Origin of the sequence: Zobellia sp. B3R18, assembly GCF_018860715.1 — a bacterium.
GTDB lineage: Bacteria > Bacteroidota > Bacteroidia > Flavobacteriales > Flavobacteriaceae > Zobellia > Zobellia russellii.
Genome location: NZ_JAHKQG010000014.1, coordinates 196,245 through 220,985, shown reverse-complemented (window position 1 = coordinate 220,985; position 24,741 = coordinate 196,245). Strand labels below are relative to the sequence as shown.

Annotated in this window: 15 protein-coding genes; 8 read left to right on the top strand and 7 right to left on the bottom strand. The window is 37.7% G+C overall.

The genetic code is table 11. From position 1 onward, the window contains the following. Positions 1–32: 32 nt before the first annotated feature. The 3 genes from KO513_RS17545 to KO513_RS17535 all read right to left on the bottom strand — a co-directional run bounded on the left by KO513_RS17545 (position 33) and on the right by KO513_RS17535 (position 3,297). Entirely contained in the window at positions 33–830 is a 798-nt protein-coding gene (locus tag KO513_RS17545) for a DNA/RNA non-specific endonuclease (protein WP_215914543.1), read from the bottom strand. A 105-nt stretch (positions 831–935) separates the two neighbouring features. Continuing rightward, entirely contained in the window at positions 936–1,727 is a 792-nt protein-coding gene (locus KO513_RS17540) for a DUF3050 domain-containing protein (protein WP_215914542.1), read from the bottom strand. 142 nt (positions 1,728–1,869) lie between these two features. Beyond that, positions 1,870–3,297 carry an L-serine ammonia-lyase gene (locus KO513_RS17535; protein ID WP_215914541.1) on the bottom strand — a complete coding sequence of 476 codons (1,428 nt, stop codon included), beginning with the start codon at positions 3,295–3,297 and terminating at the stop codon, positions 1,870–1,872. A 276-nt stretch (positions 3,298–3,573) separates the two neighbouring features. On the opposite strand from KO513_RS17535, the gene dnaK reads away from it, so the two are divergent. Beyond that, positions 3,574–5,481 (top strand): molecular chaperone DnaK, encoded by a 1,908-nt coding sequence (dnaK, locus tag KO513_RS17530; RefSeq protein WP_215914540.1) that lies wholly within the window; start codon positions 3,574–3,576, stop codon positions 5,479–5,481. A 122-nt stretch (positions 5,482–5,603) separates the two neighbouring features. Further along, a complete protein-coding gene (locus tag KO513_RS17525; RefSeq protein ID WP_215914539.1) occupies positions 5,604–6,536 on the top strand; it encodes a hypothetical protein in 933 nt (310 codons plus the stop codon). Positions 6,537–6,540: 4 nt separating this feature from the next. Here the strand turns inward: KO513_RS17525 and KO513_RS17520 are convergent, their stop codons facing one another. Together KO513_RS17520 and KO513_RS17515 are read right to left on the bottom strand one after the other, a co-directional pair. Next, entirely contained in the window at positions 6,541–6,969 is a 429-nt protein-coding gene (locus tag KO513_RS17520) for a YybH family protein (protein ID WP_215914538.1), read from the bottom strand. A 92-nt stretch (positions 6,970–7,061) separates the two neighbouring features. Then, a complete protein-coding gene (locus tag KO513_RS17515; RefSeq protein WP_215914537.1) occupies positions 7,062–7,769 on the bottom strand; it encodes a Bax inhibitor-1/YccA family protein in 708 nt (235 codons plus the stop codon). A gap of 289 nt (positions 7,770–8,058) precedes the next feature. Here KO513_RS17515 and KO513_RS17510 point away from each other — a divergent pair, with 289 nt between their 5' ends. Continuing rightward, complete coding sequence (locus KO513_RS17510; protein ID WP_215439152.1) at positions 8,059–9,099, top strand: sugar kinase; 1,041 nt, start codon at positions 8,059–8,061, stop codon at positions 9,097–9,099. 25 nt (positions 9,100–9,124) lie between these two features. After that, complete coding sequence (locus tag KO513_RS17505; RefSeq protein WP_215439154.1) at positions 9,125–9,793, top strand: bifunctional 4-hydroxy-2-oxoglutarate aldolase/2-dehydro-3-deoxy-phosphogluconate aldolase; 669 nt, start codon at positions 9,125–9,127, stop codon at positions 9,791–9,793. Positions 9,794–9,795: 2 nt separating this feature from the next. On the opposite strand, the gene uxuA is transcribed toward KO513_RS17505, so the two are convergent. Both uxuA and KO513_RS17495 read right to left on the bottom strand, forming a co-directional pair. Beyond that, the gene (uxuA, locus tag KO513_RS17500) at positions 9,796–10,998 is read right to left on the bottom strand and encodes a mannonate dehydratase (protein WP_215914536.1); all 1,203 of its coding nucleotides are present in this window, start codon (positions 10,996–10,998) and stop codon (positions 9,796–9,798) included. Positions 10,999–11,049: 51 nt separating this feature from the next. Next, positions 11,050–11,856 carry an SDR family oxidoreductase gene (locus tag KO513_RS17495; RefSeq protein ID WP_215914535.1) on the bottom strand — a complete coding sequence of 269 codons (807 nt, stop codon included), beginning with the start codon at positions 11,854–11,856 and terminating at the stop codon, positions 11,050–11,052. A gap of 378 nt (positions 11,857–12,234) precedes the next feature. On the opposite strand from KO513_RS17495, the gene KO513_RS17490 reads away from it, so the two are divergent. The 4 genes from KO513_RS17490 to KO513_RS17475 all read left to right on the top strand — a co-directional run bounded on the left by KO513_RS17490 (position 12,235) and on the right by KO513_RS17475 (position 24,734). After that, positions 12,235–15,315, top strand: a complete 3,081-nt coding sequence (locus KO513_RS17490) for a SusC/RagA family TonB-linked outer membrane protein (RefSeq protein WP_215914534.1) — start codon at positions 12,235–12,237, stop codon at positions 15,313–15,315. A gap of 17 nt (positions 15,316–15,332) precedes the next feature. Then, positions 15,333–16,889 (top strand): RagB/SusD family nutrient uptake outer membrane protein, encoded by a 1,557-nt coding sequence (locus tag KO513_RS17485; RefSeq protein ID WP_215914533.1) that lies wholly within the window; start codon positions 15,333–15,335, stop codon positions 16,887–16,889. Positions 16,890–16,960: 71 nt separating this feature from the next. Next, on the top strand, positions 16,961–20,473 hold the full coding sequence (locus KO513_RS17480; protein ID WP_371735908.1) for a VCBS repeat-containing protein: 3,513 nt from the start codon (positions 16,961–16,963) through the stop codon (positions 20,471–20,473). 28 nt (positions 20,474–20,501) lie between these two features. Further along, positions 20,502–24,734: a two-component regulator propeller domain-containing protein gene (locus KO513_RS17475; protein ID WP_215914531.1), complete on the top strand. Its 4,233-nt coding sequence runs from the start codon at positions 20,502–20,504 to the stop codon at positions 24,732–24,734. The last annotated feature ends 7 nt before the right edge of the window (positions 24,735–24,741 follow it).

Here is a 24,741-nt window from a genome sequence, read left to right as displayed (position 1 = left end):
CCGTCTTTTGAGCAGTAGGCGTTTTTTTATTGTTACCAGTTAATTTCGGAAGAAAGTGTCAGAGGCTTACGTTCCGTTGTTATAATAGAATTTAAATTAAATTCATTGGCTTGGTGAATAGCCTCGTCAAAAGTAAAGTCGCATTTGGCTTCAATTTCAGACGGAGCCACTTCGTACGTTTTAAACGCTTCCAAATCAAGAAAGGACAGCCTGCTTAAATCTTGCGTCAATATAAATGATTTGGTCTTTAGCTTTCCGTTCTCTTCGTACATAATGGTTTTGTAGAATTCTGAAGGGATTTTATAACCTCGGTATTCACGGTCATCCTCATTAAAAATGCACCCACCAATAATGCTAACACGAGACCGATCCATTTCTGTTTGATCGTACAGGGAATTTTCAAGTTCTCCCCAAACACCGCCTTTTCCACTTTGGTTAAAACTGTCCATTTGTGGCGCTATATTGGTGAAAACAAAAGAATCAGAGTTGGCTTTTTTCGCCTCGGCATAACTGCCCCAGTTTAAATCCACTCTACGGGCAAGGTGGCCACGATCTAAAGGATTGCTTTTGTACAATTGGTTTCCTGCTTGGTTCTCTGATGGTATTCTTGAATCCTCAAAAAAGCTTGCACCCTTTCGGGGGACTTTTTTAAGGTTTCTGCCATCTATATTCCATGCCACCCAAATTGCAAATTTGGTGCGGCTACTTAACGCCAAAGAAAAATGGGTGTAATCTACTATTTCAGAGCCTTCCAATTGATAAGCAGCATCTATGTCATTTAACTTTGGAGGATATATAGGGGTGTTCAAAAAATTATTATCAAAAGCCATAAATAGGTGTGTTACTAAAGTTAAGACATCAAAAATGCAAACTTTAGTAGTTGAGTGGTTATTCTACGTTTTAAATTATGTTTGTTTTTACGTAAGCTTACGTCCTTACAAAGTGTTTTTTAATGCGGTTTTATTTCTTGTTATAGCTTCGTCAATAGCATCCCATAGTTTTATGCGATTATTCAGGGCTTCTTTGGCAACGGCCAATGTTTCTTGCCATTTTTGTTCGTCATGTCCGCAAAGTTCGGAGACCATTTGCAAGGAGAGTGGGCCATGTTCATCACCATCTAACTCAATATGTCTTTCTAAGTAGTATACAAACTTGTTGTACTCTTTATTTTCTGCATCGGCACTTTTTAGAACTTCCATAAACATATCCGGTATAACATCTTCCCTGCCAAACGTAAATGCAGATGCTACTAAATGCGGTTTTCCGGTAGCGATGGTCTCAAATGAAAAACGAACAAAATCTGCTACCTTTTTGGGAATGTCTATTTTTTGCAATGCGTTGTTTACCGTAACCCCTTGTTCTAGATGGCGAATAAAAGCATTGGATTTTGAAATGTCAGCTCCCAATTGCTGCATAGCTTCCAAATACATCTCAAAATGACTTTTAGGCTCTCCTAATTCGTTTATATCACTTTCTTCACCATGTACTATTTCATTAATAAACCGTGCTAAAACAGGATTGGCACTGGGGGTCCATGGAATACTAACATTGGTCAATGATATCTGAAGAGATTTTAGTAACGACATGAAGTCCCAAACCGCATACACATGGTTTTCAGTAAAGGTTCTAATATCTTCTATACTGTTGAGGTTATTGTAAAGGGGGTGATTTTGAAGTTGATTTCGTAAATCGTTGATTTCATTCTCAATAAATTCAATTTGATACATAGGTTCTGTTTGTTTTATTAGCTCTGGGGCTAAATATCATGAGTATAATAGATATGATTAAAATAGGAATAATCTTATATTTTAGAAAGAATTACACTACTTTTTAAATAAATGTTTGACATATTAAACATTGGTACAGGTATTAGCAATCACTCATGTTGATACCCACTGCGAGTCCACCTTCCGAAGTTTCTTTGTATTTGGAGCTCATGTCTTTTGCCGTAGCCCACATGGTTTCAACTACCTTGTCCAGCGGAACCTTAGCATCTTTTGGGTCTGAGCCTAATGCTAACTCTGCGGCGTTAATGGCTTTTATGGCGCCCATACTATTGCGCTCTATACAGGGTATTTGTACGAGTCCGCCTATGGGGTCGCAAGTTAGGCCAAGATGATGTTCCATGGCAATTTCGGCCGCCATAAGGACTTGCTCTGGAGAGCCACCAAGTAATTCAGTAAGAGCACCTGCCGCCATGGCACTAGAAACACCAATTTCTGCTTGACATCCACCCATTGCTGCAGAAATGGTAGCGCCTTTTTTAAAAATGCTGCCAATTTCACCGGCTACGAACAGAAATTTTTTGACGTGCTCAAAATGGGCCTCATGGTTTTCTATCACCATATAATACATAAGAACCGCGGGAATGACTCCTGCACTACCATTGGTGGGAGCTGTTACCACGCGCCCCAAAGAAGCATTTACTTCATTGACCGCTAAAGCAAAACAACTTACCCATTTTAGGATTTGGCGGAATTTAACTTCTGTATTGCGAATGGTGGTTAACCAAGATTGGGGAGAATTATAAGTGGTAGAATCTCCCAATAAATTTTTGTTGAGCTCAAAAGCACGACGGGTAACGTTGAGTCCTCCGGGTAATTTACCTTCGGTATGACAGCCAATGTACATACATTCCAACATGGTTTGCCAAACATCATTTAACTTTTGATCTATTTGGGCATCATCATGTAAGGAGCGTTCATTTTCCTGAACTATTTCTGAAATACTTTTGTTTTCGCTAGCACAGTATGCCAAAAGTTCGGAGCCTTTTTGAATTGGAAATGGAAAACTGTCAAAAGTAGCTATGTTGCGTTTGGCATTTTTTCGTTCTTTAACAACTACAAATCCGCCTCCTATAGAATAATACGTGTTCTTTTTAGTTTTACCCGATTTTAAGGTAGCCTCAAACTGAAGTCCGTTGGCATGAAATTCTAGAAATTTTTTATGAAATATAATATCGGTTTTAGGGTGGAAGGGAATTTCTTTACATGCCCCAAAGTTCAATACATTGTTTTCCTGTATGTGCGATATAATGGAGTGAATGGTATCAACAGGAATTTTAACCGGATCGGTGCCGGATAGACCAAGCATTACGGCAAAGTCCGTAGCGTGCCCCTTGCCTGTTAGGGAGAGAGACCCGTACATATGTACTTTTACGGCAATAACCTCATCAAAGATTTGCGCAGACCGTATTTCGCTAATCCAACGTTCGGCAGCTCGCCACGGACCTAAGGTATGGGAACTGGAAGGGCCTACACCGATCTTAAGCATATCAAAAATACTGATGGACTCCATAAACTTAATTTATAGTGTAAAGATAGATAAAGCATGCTTCTGGCAAAGTCAAAAACGGGAAGCCAAAAACTTAAGAAATAGCAATACCCGTTTAAGTCAATTGTTACTTTTTTGTCCTAAGTTGTCGGTTTTAGCAGTAAAAAAGGGTTGTTCTGGCGTGTTCTTCGCTATAAAAAAAGTAAAAATGACATCATGTCAGGTTGTGGACGGTTGGCATATTGTTTGTCATTTAGAAACCGATTATAAAAATTAGCACTAATATTTAAAACATATAGCATGAGTAAAATTATAGGTATTGACTTGGGTACTACCAACTCCTGTGTTTCCGTTATGGAAGGTAACGAACCGGTAGTGATCCCTAATGCAGAAGGAAAGAGAACAACACCCTCTGTAATTGCGTTTGTAGAAGGTGGAGAAATTAAAGTTGGTGATCCTGCAAAAAGACAGGCGGTAACCAACCCTCACAACACTATATATTCTATTAAGCGTTTTATGGGAAACAAATTTTCGGAGTCTAGTAAAGAGGCCGAAAGAGTTCCTTATAAAGTAGTAAAAGGAGATAATGACACACCACGTGTAGATATTGATGGCCGTTTGTATACGCCACAAGAACTTTCTGCTATGATTCTTCAGAAAATGAAGAAAACTGCAGAAGATTATTTAGGGCAGGATGTTAGCCGTGCGGTAATTACCGTTCCGGCATATTTTAACGATGCACAACGTCAGGCAACTAAAGAAGCTGGTGAGATAGCAGGTCTTACTGTAGAAAGAATTATCAACGAGCCTACCGCAGCTTCTTTGGCTTACGGTATGGACAAGAAAGATACGGATCAGAAAATAGTTGTTTTTGACTTTGGTGGTGGTACGCATGATGTATCTATCCTAGAGTTGGGTGATGGTGTTTTTGAAGTATTGTCAACAGATGGTGATACACACCTTGGTGGTGATGATGTTGACCAAAAAATTATTGATTGGTTGGCGGATGAGTTCAATAAAGACGAAAGCATAGATTTGCGTAAAGATGCTATGGCATTACAACGTTTACGTGAAGCTGCTGAGAAAGCTAAAATTGAATTATCTTCTTCTGCACAAACTGAAATCAACTTACCTTATGTAACGGCTACCGCTACAGGACCTAAGCATTTGGTACGTACGCTTACAAGAGCCAAGTTTGAGCAATTGATCGAAGATTTGGTAAAAAGAACTATTGAGCCATGTGAGACAGCACTTAAATCTGCTGGACTTTCTAAGAGCGATATTGATGAAATTATCTTGGTAGGTGGTTCTACAAGAATTCCAGCAGTACAAGAAGCGGTTGAGAAATTCTTTGGTAAGAAACCTTCTAAAGGAGTAAACCCGGATGAGGTTGTTGCAATTGGAGCAGCTATTCAAGGTGGTGTTCTTACAGGAGATGTTAAAGATGTATTGTTATTGGATGTTACTCCATTATCCTTAGGTATTGAAACTATGGGTAGCGTAATGACCAAGTTGATTGAGGCGAATACTACGATTCCAACAAAGAAATCTCAAGTATTCTCTACGGCAGCGGACAATCAACCATCAGTAGAGATTCATGTATTGCAGGGTGAGCGCCCAATGGCATCTGACAACAAGACAATTGGTCGTTTCCACTTAGACGGTATTCCACCAGCACCAAGAGGAACACCTCAAATTGAAGTAACTTTTGATATTGATGCCAATGGTATCATCAAAGTTTCTGCAACGGATAAGGCAACGAACAAAACGCAGGATATCAGAATTGAAGCTTCTTCAGGATTAACAGAGGAAGAAATCAAGAAAATGAAAGCTGAAGCGGAAGCTAATGCTGAATCTGATAAAAAAGCAAAAGAAACTGCTGACAAGTTGAACGAAGCAGACGGAATGATTTTCCAAACGGAAAAGCAACTGAAAGAATTTGGTGAAAAATTATCAGATGATAAGAAAAAACCAATTGAAGAAGCTTTAACCGAGTTAAAAGCAGCATACGAATCTAAAGACCTAGCAGTTATTACGCCAGCTTTGGATAAGATCAATGAGGCTTGGAAAGTTGCTTCTGAAGAAATGTACAAAGCTCAAGCAGAAGCACAGCAAAACGGTGCAGCTCCTGAGGGCGATACTGCTTCGGAGGAAGAGCCTAAAGAAGGTGATAACGTAGAAGATGTAGACTTTGAAGAAGTAAAATAAGTATAAGCGTTTAGCGCTCTACATATAAGACCCGTCCAGTTTTCTCTGGGCGGGTCTTTTCGTTTTGTCAATTTGGTACATGTTTTGTTTTCAGTTGACAGAATATCAAGTAGTTTTGTAGTATGATTAAGAAATTCTTGTTTGTGTGTATGGTATGGGGCATATCCTCAATGGTATTTTCCCAAGACATCGAGATTTTTAAAATTTCCGATTTTAATCTAAAGGGAAATGTTAAATCCTGTTTGGTAATTACGGACTATGGTAAGGAAGAATATTACTTTAATCCAGAGGGCTTTTTAACCAAATCGGTTACCCGTTATAATGATACGGATTATGAAACCACGTATTATAAATTTAAGGACGGTTTTTTAAAAGAGCGCAGGATAGAGAATTATATGGATGGTCTTTTTGATTATGCCACTTCCATTGCCAGTCTTTATGAGATAGATACCGTAGCAAGAAAGATAACGGAGAAAATCGTTTCTTATGAAAAGAAACAATTGGAAAAGAACGTTTATAGTTATGATACGGATGAAAAATTAGTAAAACTTGTACGCACCAATACCAGCGGTATAGACGAAATAGACTTTGAGTATATTAAGAATGATACCGTAGATACGGTTTCTAAAAAGGTAAACGGTGTATTATCAAAAGTGGTTACTACCACTTCTTTTGTAGAGAATGACCGGAAATTTAAAAAGGTTATTTCAAAAAACTATATGGAAGGCAATCTTGCTTCTAAAACCGTTGAGGTTTTAAACCCAAAGAGCAAGGTAATACAGCATAAAGAGTTCATGTTTGATGGTTCTACAGAAAAATGGATATCATTGAACGACGAAAGTTATCAATACGATGAAAACGGATTTCTTTCTGTTGTCACGACCAAAAAGCGCTTTGGTGAGCTTACTCAAGAATACATTTATCAATTTGATGGTACTTCTGCCAATAATTGGGTGAAAGAAATAATTACACCTAGCAACACGTATACTACAAGACGTATAAAATATTACCCGCCGGTTGCAGATCAGACCGTTTTGGAAGAACAGAAGAATTGAAATATTAGCAGGAAGAATCTGCTATAATTTTCCACTCACCATTTATCCGTTTAAAGATTATCATAAATGTGCCATTGGCATCACCTACGTCTCGTACTAAAAAATATTGCCCCATAACGTAGTAAGAATCTTCGGTTATTTTGGAAATTTGGTCAATTTTAAAATTTAATGTTCCTATTTCGGCTTGGGTGGGGTATCCTTTCTTGTAATTACCCAAAGTGGTTTGCCATCCTTTTGTGATTCTACCACCACTATAGTAGGTAAGGTCTTCGGATTTCCAGTAACCTTCCATGAATCCTTCTAGGTCTTGATTAGACCATGCCTTTTCTTGATTGTGAAGAACATTTTTTATGGTTTCAATATCACTATTTTGGGCGTAAAGTGTTCCTATTGTAGTCAACAATGCAAAAAAGAATAAAGTGGTACTTTTCATTTTTTAGTGGTTTTATGATATACAGGGGTAAGGTATAAAAAAAGCCCCGCAAAATTTCCGGGGCCTCTCTCAAAATAAATAAACACTAAAAATTAATCATTTGTATGTAAGTTCAGTATATACCAAAAAAGCAACATAAGACTGGCAAATAGTCCTAAGGAAGCTGCAACATACTGGTTGGATTTATATTTATGGACCAGGTTTGAGGTCTGGTACAAAATAGACCCCGACGCCAAAATTACCATGGCGGCACTAAATAGAAGCCCTAGGTTAAAACCAAATAATATACCTGCTACAATGAGTCCTAGAGCAATGGCAAAACCCACGGCCAATATTGATTTCAGGAAGGAAAAATCCTTTTGGGTCAGCAGTACAATAGCAGAAAGCCCTGTGAACAAAGATAAAGTCATGATGGCAGCTTGGTTTAAAATATCAAGAGAGCCACTTTCCGTCATTGTTATGGCAATAAATATTAATGGAATAAATATGAATGCTTCGGCAACAACATAGAGGAGAAGACCCCAGTAATGCGTACTGTTCTTATCGCTCTTCAAAGCCAAACGTTCTGCGTAATTGGTAATGAATAAAAAACCTCCCAACATAATCAACCAGCTATACCCTTGCGTTAGCGAAAGTGCAAAATTCAATAGTGGGGGAATCTGAAAAAATAGGGTTTCAATAAGAATGAACAGTAACACGGCGCCAGCTAAATGGGCATAGGTTTTTCTGTAAAAAGCGGCTTTTTCTACCTCGGTAAGGGTATTTACCAAAGCGCCGTTAGTGGTTTGGTGGTTTTTCATGTCTATAGTTTTGGCTCAGGACACAAATAAAAAAATATTATTAGAAGTAAAGATGGTTTTTGGTTGAACGGTAGTTATATTCGTTTTTTGTGTAAACTCCTTATTATTAGTAGGTATTGGTAGGGGTGGCTTATATCTCAAAAGCTATGAATATTGTTAAACGTATAGAAAGTTAAATAATTGACCAGTTTTTACGGTTAATTAGTTTGTGGGAAATCTTAGTTTTGTAGCTGTCAAAAAAATAACAACTATTTTCGTAAACTAAGAACTAAATAACCTAATTGTTAAAATGAAAAAAGTAGTCACTTTCGGGGAAATTATGTTGCGTTTGGCCCCTGCAGGATTTTTAAGGTTTTCTCAAGCCACCAGTTTTGATGTAATTTACGGTGGAGGGGAGAGCAATGTAGCCGTTTCTCTAGCTAACTATGGTGTACCAGTTGATTTTGTAACACGCTTGCCAAAGAATGATATTGGTGAATGTGCACTAATGGAAATGCGAAAGCGTGGCGTTGGTACCGATAAAATTGTTTTTGGAGGTGACCGTTTGGGAATTTATTTCCTAGAGACCGGAGCTGTTAGCCGAGGGAGTAAGGTAGTTTATGACCGCGCTCATTCCGCTATTGCTGAAATAGAAAAAGGAATGATTGATTGGGATGCCGTGTTTGAAGGCGTAGAATGGTTCCATTGGACAGGTATTACACCAGCTATTTCTCAAGGTGCTGCGGATGTTTGTTTGGAAGCTGTAAAAGCGGCAAGTGAAAAAGGAATTACTATTTCAACCGATTTAAATTACAGGGCCAAGCTTTGGAACTACGGTGGAGATAGAGAAGCTATCATGACCGAACTTACATCATATTGTGATATTATTTTGGGGAACGAAGAAGATGCAGAGAAGCACTTTGGTATTCACCCTGAAGGTTTGGACGTTCATAAGGATGGCGCCGATGTTAAGGCAGAAGCGTTCTTGTCCGTTTGTAAGCAAATGATGAAAAAATTCCCTAAAGCCAAAAAGGTAATTACAACTTTAAGAGGCTCTATTTCTGCTTCTCACAATACGTGGGCAGGTGTATTATGGGACGGTTCCAAAATGTACGAAACACGTCAATACCAAATTACGGATATTGTTGATAGAGTAGGAGGAGGTGATTCATTTATGGGCGGATTGATCTACGGATTGTTGAAATACCCAGAAGATGATCAAAATGCATTGGACTTTGCCGTTGCTGCTTCCTGTTTGAAACATACAATTAAAGGAGATGCCAACTTGGTAACCGTAAGCGAAGTTGAAAAATTGATGGGTGGCGATGCTTCCGGTCGTGTTGCAAGATAAGAACATTAACTACAAACAATAAAATATGGCTCAGTATTCAAGAATAGAGGTTGCATCCGTAATGAAAGAAAACGGAATGGTGCCTTTGTTTTATCACCCAGATGTAGAGTTGGGTAAAAAAGTTTTAAAGGCATGTTATGATGGTGGATCACGTTTAATGGAGTTTACCGCTCGCGGAGATTTCGCTTATGAGGTGTTTCTGGAATTGAACAAGTATGCGATAAAAGAACTTCCTGGAATGGTTATGGGAGTTGGTTCTATTACTGATGCCGCTGCTGCTAGTTTGTTCATGCAAATGGGGGCTAACTTTATTGTTACGCCATCACTTCGTGAGGATATAGCAATTGCCTGTAATCGTAGAAAGGTACTTTGGTCACCGGGATGCGGTTCTTTGGCAGAGATAAATAGAGCGGAAGAAATGGGATGTGAAATCATTAAACTTTTTCCAGGCTCTACTTACGGACCAGGGTATGTTAAGGCTATAAAAGGCCCACAACCATGGACTAGCGTTATGCCAACAGGAGGTGTAAGTACAGATGAAGCTAATCTAAAAGGTTGGTTTGATGCTGGCGTTACCTGTGTAGGTATGGGTTCTCAGCTAATCAGTAAAGATATTCTGGCCAACAAGGATTATGCTGGCCTAGAAAATCGTGTAAGAGAAACTTTGGCTTTGATTAAAAAGCTAAGATCTTAATACTATTCGAAAAAGGCTTTTCGAATTCCTAATTCCAATCCTCGTAATTCGGCTAAACCGCGCAAGCGTCCAATAGCTGAATAACCGGGATTGGTTTTTTTATGGAGGTCATCTAGCATTTGGTGACCATGATCTGGTCTCATAGGAATTATGGCATCCTTTCTTCCTTCTGTTTGTCTTCTTTTTTCTTCAGCAAGAATCAATTTAATCAGATCATACATAGGTACATCACCTTCCAGGTGGTTAGCCTCGTAGAAGTTTCCGTTCTCATCACGCTTGGTACTTCTAAGGTGCAGGAAATGTACACGATCAGAAAAACGTTCAAACATTTTCGGTAAGTCATTATCAGCCCTGGCCCCTAAAGAACCCGTACAGAAAGTAATACCGTTGTTTATAGATGGTACTTTATCAAAAATATAGGTGTAATCCTCTTCGGTACGCATAATACGTGGCAATCCTAATATAGAAAATGGCGGATCATCTGGGTGAATACACATGAGTATTCCGTTTTCCTCAGCAGTAGACATTATGGAATTTAAAAAATAAACAAGGTTACTGCGCATATTATCCTCATTCATGCCCTTATAGGTGTCTAAAGTCTTCTGAAACGGACTTAAATCAAAACCTGTCTTAGGTATGTTATATGTTTCGGAAGAGCCAGGGAGACCGGCTATAATTGTTTTTACTAGTTTATGTATGTCCTCTTCGGACATAGCATCATAATAAGATTTTGCCGCTTTAGTTTGTGATGGGGAGAAACTTTTTTCGGCATCGGGCCTTTTTAATATAAATAGGTCAAAAGCGGCTAGAGCGGTGGCATTAAAAAAAAGAGCCTTGGACCCATCTTCCACTTCATGGTCTAGGCTGGTGCGCGTCCAGTCCAATACAGGCATAAAATTGTAGCAAACTACGTTGATGTCGCATTTGCCAAGGTTAATCAAACTCTGTTTGTAATTTTCTATAAGTTGTTCAAAGCCATCTTGCTGCGTCTTTATACTTTCATGAATAGGTAAAGATTCTACTACGGACCATACCAACCCATTATTTTCTAATAGATTTTTTCTTTCCTCTATTTCGGCTACAGTCCAAACTTCGCCATTAGGTATGTGGTGCAAAGCGGTAACGATTCCTGTGGCACCTGCCTGTTTAATATCCTGTAAGCTTACTGGGTCATTGGGCCCATACCATCTCCATGTTTGTTCCATATTAGGTACTTATGATTGTTTGATATATGATTTTAAAATTTTGATAGGTAACTATACTCCGCTGAAAGCACTAAATCCACCATCTACAGGAAGAACAATGCCGGTAATAAACTTAGAAGCATCACTGCATAAAAACTGTATGGCACCATTTAATTCTTCAACTTCTCCGAAACGCCCCATTGGTGTGTTTCTAATAATGGTTTCACCACGCTGGGTAAATGAGCCATCCTCATTTGTTAGTAGGGCCTTATTTTGTTTTCCGATGAAGAAACCTGGGGCTATAGCGTTAACCCGTATACCACTACCAAATTTCGTAGCCATTTCAACGGCCATCCACTTTGTGAAGTTTTCCATTGCTGCTTTTGAGGCGGAATAACCGGCCACTCTGGTTATGACACGGTCAGCGGCCATAGAAGAATAATTTATAATGACACCCTCTTTTTGTTCGGACATCACTTTGCCGAATATTAGAGAGGGGATAAGGGTTCCGTTTAGATTAAGTTCCGTAACCTTTTTAAAGTCATCAACTTTTATGTCAAAGATGGTTTTGTCGGGAGCCACTGTAGCTCCAGGAAGGTTGCCTCCGGCGATATTAAGAAGGATATCTATTTTTCCAAAATCAGCTATAATTTGGTTTTTTGCACTTTCAAGAGATTCTTCACTCAAAATATCAGCCTCGTAGGCATTAGCGTGTACGCCCACGGTTTTAATTCCATCTAATAAGGATTGTACCGATGTCTTCTTTCTCGTTAACAAGGCCAATTTAACTCCAGACTTTGCCAAGCTTTTGGCAACGCTACCGGCTAAAGCACCACTCGCACCTGTTATGACAGCAACTTTATTTTCTATGTTGAACATAATGTATTCATGTTTTATATTAAAAGGCCAAGATAAAACAATCTAATTTAAATGATAGAAGTGGAGGTTTGAAATCTAGTTTTTAACGGAATTTAATAAGGCAAAATATTCATGAATACTGCAACATTTAAATAAAAACAACTAAAAATTTGTTCAAAATAAGTGTGGGATAATACTTTTTAAAGGCTATTTGAGTGTAGGTTATTTCTTTATTACATGGGCTTTTAGCGCATATATTGTGTATCTAGTACACTTAAAAACACTTCTGAACCATTTGTTATAGTCATCTGATCATTTGTTGTTAAGGAATAGTTAAATAAAGTTCACATTTGGGGAAACTTAAACAAATGTTAACTGCTCAATTAAACTTTTTAACTTATGAATGGAACTAACTTTAAAATTAAAAACTGGCTACCCCACAGATACCTGTCGGGATTGTTATGGCTTTTGGCCATAGCGTATGGCCATGCTCAAGAGATAACCGTAAGCGGAACGGTTTCGGATGACACAGGAATTCCTTTAGCGGGTGCCAATGTACTTGTAAAGGGAACAACCAGCGGTACCCAAACAGATTTTGATGGTAACTACACTATTACCGCAGAAGGAGATGCAACTTTGGTATTCAGTTATATTGGCTTTACCAAGCAAGAGGTTGCTGTTAATGGTCAGACAGTGGTTAATGCAACCTTGGCGGAAGATGCCAGTCAATTAGAAGAGGTTGTTGTAATTGGTTATGGTTCTCAGAAAAAGTCAGATTTGACTGGGGCGGTAAGTACTGTAGACAGCGAGGAAATAAATAAATTTACTTATAATGATGCTGCTCAGGCTATTCAAGGTCGTACAGCGGGTGTGAGAGTAGAGGCCAATGGAGGTTCTCCGGGTGCAAATGCCCTGGTCACCATTCGTGGCTCCAGTACCTTGTCAGATGCAGGTCCATTATATGTGATTGATGGTATGCTTACCGGAGACATGACGTCGTTAAACCCAGGTGATATAGAAAGTATTTCCGTATTAAAGGATGCTTCTGCCAGTGCTATTTACGGTTCTAGGGCGGCTAATGGTGTTATTATCGTTACTACAAAAAAAGGTACCCGTGGAGGCATCAAAGTAGATTTGGATTATAGCTATGGTCTTCAATCATCTGTAAAGACTATTGACTGGGCCAACTCAAGAGATTATGCTTCCATTGTTAACAGGGCTAGGGATAATGATGGAAACGCAAGGTTTCCAGCAAATGATGCTCAGTTCAATCCTAGTATAGATAGTGATATTCAAAAGGAATCACTACGTACTGCTGGCGTAATGAATGCCAATGCAAGAATTTATGGTGGTACTGAAAATAGTACCTATAGCCTTTCTATGAACCATTACGATCAAGAGGGTATTGTAAAGCAGTCCGATTACAAAAGAACTACTGCGAGAATCAACGCTACATTGACGAAAGGAAGGTTTAAATTGGAAAATACGGTAGGTTTAACACGTTCTATTGATAACCCTAACCCGTATTTCAATAAGGAAAGAGATTTGGTACCAACTATCCGTATATACGATGATGAAGGTAACTTTAGTGCTACTGATCAGCCAGCTGATGTAGCGGTAGGAGCATTTTATGGTGTTGGAAACGTAGGTAACTCCTTAGGTCTGGCAACTGTTGAAGATAGAACGGTTACTCGAAACAGTATATTAGGTAATATTGCCGGTTCGTTTGAAATTATCGATGGGCTGACCTATAAACTAAATTTAGGTTTGGATTATTATGCGAACAATAATTATAGGTTTACTCCAACTTATGTATTCAATTCTGCCACATTTGGTAACAACCAATTTGCTGAGTTGGCCGAAACGAATACAAACTTTCTTTCAACCTTAATTGAACACACTTTAACTTACAGTAAGGAGTTCAATAAACATAATATAAACTTTGTAGCTGGTTATACAGATCAGGTTTCAAATACAAGGTCTCTTGGTGCTTTGGCCAGAAAATTTCCTTCTAACGATGTGCGTGTAGCTTCTGCTGCTGAAGATAAAGTTAATTTCCCATCGCAAGATTTAACTAAAACTATTCAGAGTTACTTTGGTAGGTTGAGTTATGCTTATGATAGCAGATACTTGTTAACGGCTACCATACGTAGAGATGGTTCTTCATTGTTCAAAGAAGATCTTAGATGGGGTACTTTTCCTTCATTTGCTATAGGTTGGAATTTAGGTAATGAAAGTTTTATGGAAAACTTTACAGCCATTACTGATATAAAAATTAGAGCAAGTTATGGTGAAGTTGGGTCGGATAACGTTCCAATCTATTCATTAAGTCCAGAATTGAACCTTAATAGTGAATATCCAATAGGCGACGGTCAGGAAAGAGCTACGGGATACTCAATTACTAAAGGTATTAATGACCAAATTACTTGGGAAACCAGTAAGACAACCGATATAGGTTTGGAATTTAGGGCATTAAATCAGAAGTTGAGTATAACAATGGACTATTTTCAGAAGAAATCCGAAGATGTATTGGTTGAGTTGGGATTACCATTATATACTGGGTTTGGAAACAGAGTACCATTTAATACGGCAAGTATTGAAAATACTGGTTTTGAATTTTTGGCAAATTATTCGGATAGTTTAAGTGAAGATTTTTCATTTAATATTAGTGGAAACTTCACAACATTAAACAACGAAGTTACGGCTTTGGGTGATGCTACTCCAATTATAGAAGGACAGTTTACATCAAATGGATTAAGAGGAACTAAAACAGATGTTGGTCAACCCGTTTCTTCTTTTTATGGATATATTGTAGATGGAATCTATCAAACAGATGCAGAAGCTCTAGCGGCAAATGATAATAATAACCCACAAGCGGGAGATTTAAAATTTAGAGATATCGCTGGTCCCGATGGTTCAGGGCCAGATGGAATTGTTGATGAAAATGACCAAACCTTTTTAGGGAATCCCGCTCCTAATTTTGAATACGGTTTCAATATTTCTGCGACATACAAAGATTTTGATTTAAGTCTTTTCTTTAACGGCGTTTCAGGTAACAAAATTTTGAACGGTAATATCTATCGAGGATATTTTGATACAGAGGGGAACTATCTTACGGATGCTCTAAGAGCTTGGACACCAACAAATACGAATACAAACATTCCAAGAAATACACAGTCAGATCCAGGTTTCAACAGAAGACCATCTGATTTTTATTTAGAGAATGGTGCTTACTTCAGATTAAAGAATATGCAGTTGGGTTATACTATTCCATCTGATATCTCTGAAAAAATGAAGATGACGAAGTTGCGTATATACGGTTCTGCTACAAATCTGTTTACAATTACAGATTATACAGGTTATTACCCTGAGGTAGGTAGAAACACAAGATCGTCTAGAAGAATTTTTAGCTCGGGTGTAGATGAAAGTGCTTATCCAACAGCAAGAACTATTCAACTGGGAGTACAGGTTTCATTTTAATTCTAACAAAAAAAGACATGAAAAATAAAATAATATCAAGAAGTCTATTGGCTGCACTGGTATTGCTGCTAGTGATATCATATAGTTGTCGGAAAGACATATTAGAACAGGAAAATCCAAACGCGGTAACACCGCAATCATTTTGGAAAACAGAGGATGACGCCAATAAAGGTATCATTGGGGCTTACAGTCCGTTTACACATATTTGGTACTATACACGTTTTGAAATATTCCTTTCGGATTATAGAGATGACGTTGTGAATGCTTTCGCAACATCAGAACGTACTGCAGCGGGATCTTTTAATGGAATTCCGCAAAGTAACGGTGCATTTTGGGTTTGGAGTGCTATGTTTCAAGGAGTAACCCGTGCCAACGAAGTATTGGCCAATGTTCCTGATATAGAAATGGATGCTACGGCCAAAGAAAATATATTGGGCGAAGCCTATTTTATTCGTGCTTATAACTATTTTAACCTTGTAAACGGTTGGTTAAATGTGCCGCTTATTACGGAACCGATTTCAGATTTGGAAAACCCTAAGGCGGTTCCGCAAGCAGATCCTGCAGAAGTATGGGCACAAATAGAAAGCGATTTAAAGGAAGCTCAGGCTATGGCGCCAGAATCATGGCCGTCTGCTATGAAAGGAAGGATTACTTCTGGTACCGCAACAGGTTTCTTGGGTAAAGTTTATTTATATCAAAAGAAATATGCTGAGGCCAAAGCGGAATTTGCCAAAATAATGGACGGCAGATACGAATTGATGGAAAACTACGCGGATAACTTTACCGAAGCTTCGGAAAACAATAAGGAGTCATTGTTTGAAATTCAATTGGTAAACGATGGAAATACTGGTTGGGGAGGAGATGCTCCTGGAGCTGGTAAAGGTGCTGCTTTTCATCCGGATATAGCTCCTAGAGGATTTACAGGCCAGGATGGTATGCGTATCAATGATTGGGTTCTAGATTTATTCTTAGATGAAAGAACCGTAAATGATGAAATAGACCCAAGAGCTTTTACAACTTTATTTTTTAATACGGACGAGTTTACCGTTTATCAAGGAGATACATTGGTTTCTCAGACGTACGGAGATAAAAGTTATAAAGAGGTGTTTCCAGATACCGATTTAGTTTGGGGTAACAAGTGGTTGGATATAAAATTTGACGATAAGACAGGTTCTCAAGATAACGGATGGCATCAGTCAGGTAACAACTTAAGGTTGTTACGCTATGCAGATATCCTATTGATGTATGCAGAGGCCGAGTTTATGTTAAATGGCTCTACTGCAGATGCTCTAAATGCTATTAATGAAGTACGGGCAAGAGTTGATATGCCGGCATTAACAAGCATTACAATGCAAGACATAGAAGATGAAAGAGTTAAAGAGTTGTCTTTGGAAAGAACCAGATACTTTGATATTCTAAGATGGGGTAAAGTAGAGGAGTATATTGTAAACAAACCAGAGTTAAAATCTGAGAGTGCAGGTACAAGCTCATATAGACCTGGTCGTGAATATATTGCTATTCCTCAGAATGAGATAGATGCTAACCCTGTATTTAAACAAAATCCAGGATACTAATTTATTGTTGTTTATTTTTAAAGGAACCATTGCGAGATGGTTCCTTTTTTTTTAAATTGAATTTTAGAATTATGCCCTTGAAGAAATTACTATTTATAGCAAGTTTGATTTCCTTTATATCCTGCGATAATCAACAAAAACAATTTCAGCTGGTTTCTGAGCGTGATTCAGGTATTGATTTTGCAAACACGATAAACGAAACCGATGAACTCCATTATTTTAGTTTTCCCTACATCTATATAGGAGGAGGTGTTGGTGTGGCAGATTTTGATAATGATGGCCTTAATGATATTTTTTTTGCGGGAAACGTGGTTTCATCCAAGATTTACAAGAATACTGGAGATTTTAAGTTTGAAGATGTTACCCAAAGTTCGGGTATTGAAGGCAGCTATTGGGCTAATGGGATATCCGTAATTGACATTAATCAAGATGGTTTGATGGATGTGTATGTCTCTGTTGGAGGCTTTGCTACTGAGGCTGAGCGAAAAAACAAACTTTATATAAATCAAGGGAACTTTAAGTTTACGGAGCAAGCAGCAAATTATGGTATAGATGATTCCGGATATTCTACTCAAGCCGGATTTTTTGATTATGACAGAGATGGGGATTTAGATTTGTATGTAATGACTCATGCAAATGAACCGCCAAAAGAAATAGAAAAGCTATATACAAAAAATGATGGTTCAGGACCAAGTACGGACCGTCTATATGAGAATAAGGGCGTGGGAGCAAATGGCTATCCTCAGTTTGAAAATGTCTCGGAAAAAGCTGGTATTTTAATAGAGGGTTATGGTTTGGGACTTGCAATAACGGACATTAATAAAGATGGTTGGCCGGATATTTATGTAGCCAATGATTTTGTTGCTAATGACCTTTTGTATATTAATAATCAGGACGGTACATTCTCGAACAAATTATCTCAATATTTTCAGCATACATCAAGAAATGGTATGGGTATAGATGTTTCGGACATAAATAATGATGCCCTGCCTGATGTACTGGTCATGGATATGCTACCGGAGATTAATAAGCGTCAGAAAACCATGACCGCCAATATGAACCACGAACATTTTAAACAAACCCTTAGGGAGGGGTTTTCGCCACAGTTCATTAGAAACACACTGCAATTAAATCAAGGTAACGACGTACAAGGTACGCCTGTTTTTAGTGAAATAGGTCGCTATTCTGGTTTGCATCAAACAGATTGGAGTTGGTCTCCGTTAATTGCAGATTTTGATAATGATGGGTTTAAAGACGTCTATATAACCAATGGCTTTAGGCGGGATATAACCAATCACGACTTTATGGAATATTCAAGTCAGGCCGGGATATTTAAAAATGGAACGGGTAGGGCCTCCGAAAAGAAAATAGTAGAGCGCTTAAAAAAGTTGGATAGTATATTCTTGCCTAATTACGCTTTTTCCAATGATGGGAGTTTAAAGTTTACGGATAAGACCCAACTATGGGGACTTGAACAGGCATCTTTATCCAACGGTGCTGTATATGCAGATTTTGATAACGATGGAGATTTGGATTTGGTCGTGAATAATATTAATGCTCCGGCCTTTCTCTATAAAAATAATTCTGATAAGACTCAGGAAAACCACTATTTAAGAGTGCGGTTAAATGGAAATAAGAATAATGTAGAAGGTATAGGAGCAAAGGTCATTGCTTTTTTATCCAGTAAAGAAAAACTTTATTATGAATACAACCCCGTAAAGGGTTATATGTCATCGGTAAGTTCTGCCATTCACATGGGGCTAGGTAAACAAAACCATGTAGATTCTTTAAAAGTTATTTGGCAAGATGGTACTCAACAGCTTCTTGAAAATATTCGTGTAGATACATTATATAACCTTAACAAGAACGAAGCATCAACAATCAATAAGAAAAATCAAGTTCCTGCTGCCAGAATGTTTACGGAAATTGAAGATGCGAATGTTATAGGGTATAATCACTTTGAAAATGATAACAGTGATTTTAGAGGAGAACCTTTACTATTGCATTTAAATGATTTTAATGGTCCTGGAATAGCAACAGGAGATATTAACGGTAATGGTAAAAGGGATGTCTATGTTGGTGGGGCAAGAAATTACCCCGGTAAAATTTTTCTTAACAGGTCAAACGGTATTTTTGATTCTATAAGTCTTCCGGGCTCCGAAAAATATGAAGACCTTGGGGCTCTTTTCTTTGATGCTGACGGAGATGATGAACTTGATTTATATGTCGTTAGCGGAGGTAGTTCTGTAAAATATTTTGATAAAGGTCACTATCAAGATAGGCTGTACATTAATAAGGGAAATGAAGTTTTTGAACATAAAACAGATGCATTGCCAGAAATAAAGGCTAGCGGATCTTGTGTAGTAGCTGCCGATTTTGATTCGGATGGTGATTTGGATTTATTTGTTGGGGGTATGATTGTTCCAGGAAATTTTCCGGACACACCAAATAGTTATTTGCTCGAGAATGTTAATGGAAAATTTATAGATGTTACTGAAAAGAAAGCGGAAAAACTGCGTACAATAGGGTTGGTCAGTTCTGCTCTATGGACAGATTATGATAATGATGGCGACTTGGACCTTATGGTGGCTGGAGAATGGATGCCAATAACCATATTTGAAAATAAAAATGGTAGATTGGAGCATAATACTCAAACTGGGCTGGAGAATTATAGTGGATTTTGGAATAGCTTAATCGGTAAGGATTTTGACCATGATGGAGATATAGATTATATAGCAGGTAATTTAGGGGAAAACACCGCATACAAAGTAACCAAAAAAGAACCAATGAGGGTATACGCCAAGGATTTTGACAAAAATTCTAGTATAGATCCTATAATTACAAGGTATATTAAAGGGAAGGAAGTACCCTTGGCTCCTAGAGGTGAATTGGCAAAACAATTAGTTTCCATTAAAAGAATATTTCCTAATTATGATCAATATGCAGAGGCTGATATGCCCAAAGTACTAAAGGCATTAGATACTACTGGAATGAGAGTGTTGAAAGTTAATTATATAAGCTCTAGTTATATTGAAAATTTAGGCAGCGGAAAATTTACTGTAGTCCCATTACCTCAAAAAGCACAGCTGTCTCCACTTTTTGGTTTGGATACAGGTGATTTTAACTCAGATGGTTCGGATGATATTTTGGGAGTTGGAAACTTTTATCCTACCGAGGTAATCTCGGGCTGGTATGATGCTGGAAAAGGTGTTGTGCTTAGCGGGGATAATCAAGGGAACTTCACATCGGTTTTACATACTAAAACTGGGTTTAAAGTTGAGAATGATGCACGTGCTTTGGTGAATGTGGTTCTAAATGATTCTACCCTTTTGTGGTTAGCATCGGTAAATTCCAATAAGGTAAAACGTTTTAGACAAAATCTCAAGTTACCCATTGTGCAGTTTGAACCGGGGGAAACTAATGCCGAGATATATTTTAAAAATGGAGATGTAGCCAAGCAAGAGTTCTATTATGGTGCTGGTTATTTATCGCAATCGTCAAATAGTATTCAGGTTCACGAATCAATGGATAAGATTTTAATTTATGATGCTGAAGGTATAAGTAGAGAGGTTGTTCTAGATTAAAGGAAATAGAAAAGAAGGGGGCACATATATGAAGATGAGAGTAAAGCTTTTTGATTATATAATTATAATTGTTTCAGTTTTGTTTACCATTGTTGGTAATGCCCAAAGCCACATTAGCTTTAAACACATTACAACAAGTGATGGTCTTTCGCAAAGTGATATTAACGCCATTTATCAAGATAAACAAGGTTTCATGTGGTTTGGTACGCATGATGGTCTAAACAAATATGACGGGTATAAGTTTACGGTCTATAACCCTAGTGCCAATTCACCAAATCAGATTAGCAGTAACCTTATTGGAGCCATAACTGGGGATGATCAGGGTAACTTATGGGTAGGAACCACAGGGAGTGGTCTTAATTTTTATAATGCTGCTACAGGTACGTTCACATCTTATAGGAATGAGGATGAAAATTCAAATAGTCTCATAGGTGACCATGTAACTGCCTTGTTTAAGGATAGTAAAAACCGCTTGTGGGTAGGTGTTCGTGACGGTTTGGATATGGTAGACCTTAACGTTTCGCCAGAGAATATAAAATTTCAGCATTTTAATTCCGAACAAGACCCTTTTATTATTGGTTGGGACGGTAGCTCTATCTACAGCATTTATGAAGATAAGAACGGACAAATACTGGTTGGTGGGGCAACTGGTATTTTTAAATTAAAAAAAGATTCAAACGGGAAGGATTATTTCGGGAACGTAAATAATTCATTAGGACTCCCTGATTGTATTGTTAGGAGTATTTTAGAAGATAATTGGGGCCGATTAATCATTGCTACTAACATTGGTATATTTTGCCAAGTAAAAGGCAAGGGTAGAGAACTTGTAAAAATTCACGACACCAATTTTAACAACCTTCTAGTTGACAATAACAACCGCATTTGGGCAGGGTCCAATGAGGGACTCTTTTATTTTGAGAACACGTCTATTGAGAAAAAACCCAAATTTATCAAACGCTTTACGTATGATTCTAGAGATATAGGTAGCATTAGTAAGAATATCATAAAATCACTGTATTTAGATAAGACGGGTATCATTTGGGTCGGGACCAACGGTGGCGGGGTCAATACTTTTGATCCAGGTAAAAAACAATTCCTAAATGTTAGAAACACACCGGACCCTAAGAGTTTAAGTTATGATAAGATTAGGGCTATGTACGAGGATAGCAATGGAACCGTATGGGTAGGCACAGAAGGTGGTGGCCTAAATATGTTATTGGAGGAAGATGATGACGGTAATTATAATAAATTTGAACATTTTAATTCTATTTCTAGAACATTTGCAATTACAGAAACAACAATTGCAAATAAGAGAACTTTATTAATTGGATCAGAAGGCACACCAGGTCTGTATCTTTTGGATATTAGTAATCCAAATGCTATTAAAGAATCAAATCTAAAATCCCAAGGACTAATGCACGGTGTGTTCAGTCTTTTGAACGATTCTAACGAAAATATCTGGATTGGGACTTATACTTCAGGTATTCATAGGTGGATTAAGGAGGATAATGGCAAAGACTACCTTAAATCAACTTTTAAAAGTTACCCCAAGCAACCCCACGCTTTACCTAGCAACATCATTAGGGATATTCTTGAAGACAGTAATGGTACTATCTGGTTTGCAACTGGAGATGGTTTGAGTAGTCTTAATAAGATAGAACGTTACAAAAAACAACCAAAATTTAAAACCTATAAAACGCACCCGAATCAAAAAGGGGCAATAAGCCACAATTATATTCTTTCCTTGTACCAAAGTACCGCGGGAGATTTATGGGTAGGTACTTTTGGTGGTGGATTAAACAAATTCATACCAGGTGAAAACGGAAATGATGATAGTTTCATTTCTTATTCGTTAAAAGACGGACTGCCCAATAATGTAATTAAAGGTATTCTAGAGGATCGTGAAGGTAACTTATGGCTTTCCACCAATATGGGGCTTTCTAAATTTGACCCTGTAAACGAGACGTTTAAAAACTATAATGAAAGTGATGGTCTGCAAGATAATGAGTTTCAGGAATTGGCGTGTGTTAAGCGGGCAGATGGAGAAATGCTTTTTGGTGGGATAAACGGATTTAATGCGTTTTACCCAGAAGAAATAAATGATAATGAACAGCCCGCAGAAACAGTAATTACGGATTTACTCGTATCCAATAAATCCGTAAGGGTTGGTGAGAAAATGAACGACAAGGTCATTCTGAAAAAAAACATAAATCAAATTAGTGATATTGAACTTAGCTATAAACAGAATAATTTTTCCTTTGAATTTGCGGCCTTACATTATGCAGCACCTTTGAAAAATAAGTTCGCTTATATGTTAGAGGGTTTTGATAAGGATTGGATACAAACTACTTCGGATAAACGCTTTGCTACGTATACAAATTTAGGACCGGGAGATTATACTTTTAGGGTAAAAGCGTCCAATAATGATGGTCTATGGGATCAGTCTCCTTCGGAAATAAAAATTAAGATTACACCGCCAATTTGGCAAACTTCTGCCGCTTATTTGTTTTATAGCTTTTTAATGTTGGGTGTTTTATGGTTATTCTGGAGATACACGTTTATCAGGACTAGTAAAAAGCATCAATTGGAACTGGATCATCTTGAAAAAGAGAAATCCGAAGAAATGCAACGTGTAAAACTTGAGTTCTTTACCAATATCTCGCATGAGTTTAGAACACCGCTTACGCTCATAAAAGGTCCACTAGAATATTTAAGGAAGGATGGGTTGAAGGTAAGCCAAACTAAAGTTCAGGAGCAGTACAATATCATGTACAAAAACACCAATTATTTATTGAAATTGGTAAATCAGCTTTTAGACTTTAGAAAGATAGATCAGGGAAAAATGCACTTGGTAGTGCGTAATAGTAATGTTGTTGAATTTATTCAAGAAGTTTGTCAGCCCTTCCAGTTTCTAGCTCACAAGCAAAATGTAGATTTTAATATTTCCGCTAGTGATGACGCTATTGTATCATGGTTTGATCATGATGCTCTAGAAAAGATTATGAACAACCTGTTATCCAATGCTTTTAAATATACTCCTGATGGAGGACATATAAACGTAGAGATATCAATAGAAAGAGAAAAGAGTGGTGAAGCTGAGGAAAAAAACGGAAACGTAGTTATTAAAGTAAGAGACTCTGGGTTTGGAATAGCAAAAAATAGAGTGAACACTATTTTTGAACGTTTTAATACCCAGGATAAAAAAGACAGAAGAAATCTTCAAGGGGCGGGTATAGGATTATCGTTTACTAAAAATTTGATCGAGTTACATCAAGGTTCTATTGTAGTTAAGAGTAAACCGAATAAAGGGACTGATTTTATAGTACGACTTCCAATGGAAAAGGAAACCTTTATGAACATTCCAGAAGTGAGTATCAAGGAGGTTTCGGAAAGCGATTTCTTGGTGCGCTCTTCGGAAACTGAGTCGTTTGCTATTGGCATAAATGATGAAATCCTTGATGAAGATGTGTCAAAATCACGTCCTAAACTCCCTATTCTACTTATTGTTGATGACAATGAGGATATTCGTACTTTGGTAAAACAGGCTTTGGAAGCGGAGTATGTAATATACGAGGCGGAAAACGGCAAACAAGCTTTAAAATTAGCTAAGAGTCTCATGCCCAATATTATCTTAACGGATATTTTAATGCCCGTAATGAACGGTACCGAGTTCTGCGAAAAACTCAAGACCAATAAAGAAACGAGTCATATTCCAGTGGTAATGCTTACGGCAAAAGCATCCGAAGAAAGTGAAATAGAAAATCTAAAATTGGGTGTGGAAGGATATATACGTAAACCTTTTGAAATGGAGTTGCTACAACTAACGCTATCTAATATTCTTAAGCAAAGGGATCAACTTAGAAAGCAGTTTACTAGGAATATTACGCTGCAACCTACGGAAATCGCCGTTACTTCGGTAGATGAGTCTTTTCTGCAGACTGCTATTGAAATTGTAGAAAAACACATGATGAATACGGACTTTAACGTAGAAATGCTTGTAAAGGAAATGGGCTATAGCCGAAGTAACCTTTATATGAAATTTAAAGAGATTACCGGTCTATCTTCCAGCGAGTTCATTAGGAACATTCGTCTAAAAAGAGCCGTTCAGCTTTTTGAGCAGAGCGATTTGTCCGTCAAAGAAATTATGTACAAAACAGGTTTTAATACGGCTTCTTATTTTTCTAAGTGTTTCAAAAAGCAATTTGGCGTAATTCCTAGTGAATATGTTGCCAACTTAAAAGATAAAAAAACAACCTCATAACTTTAAA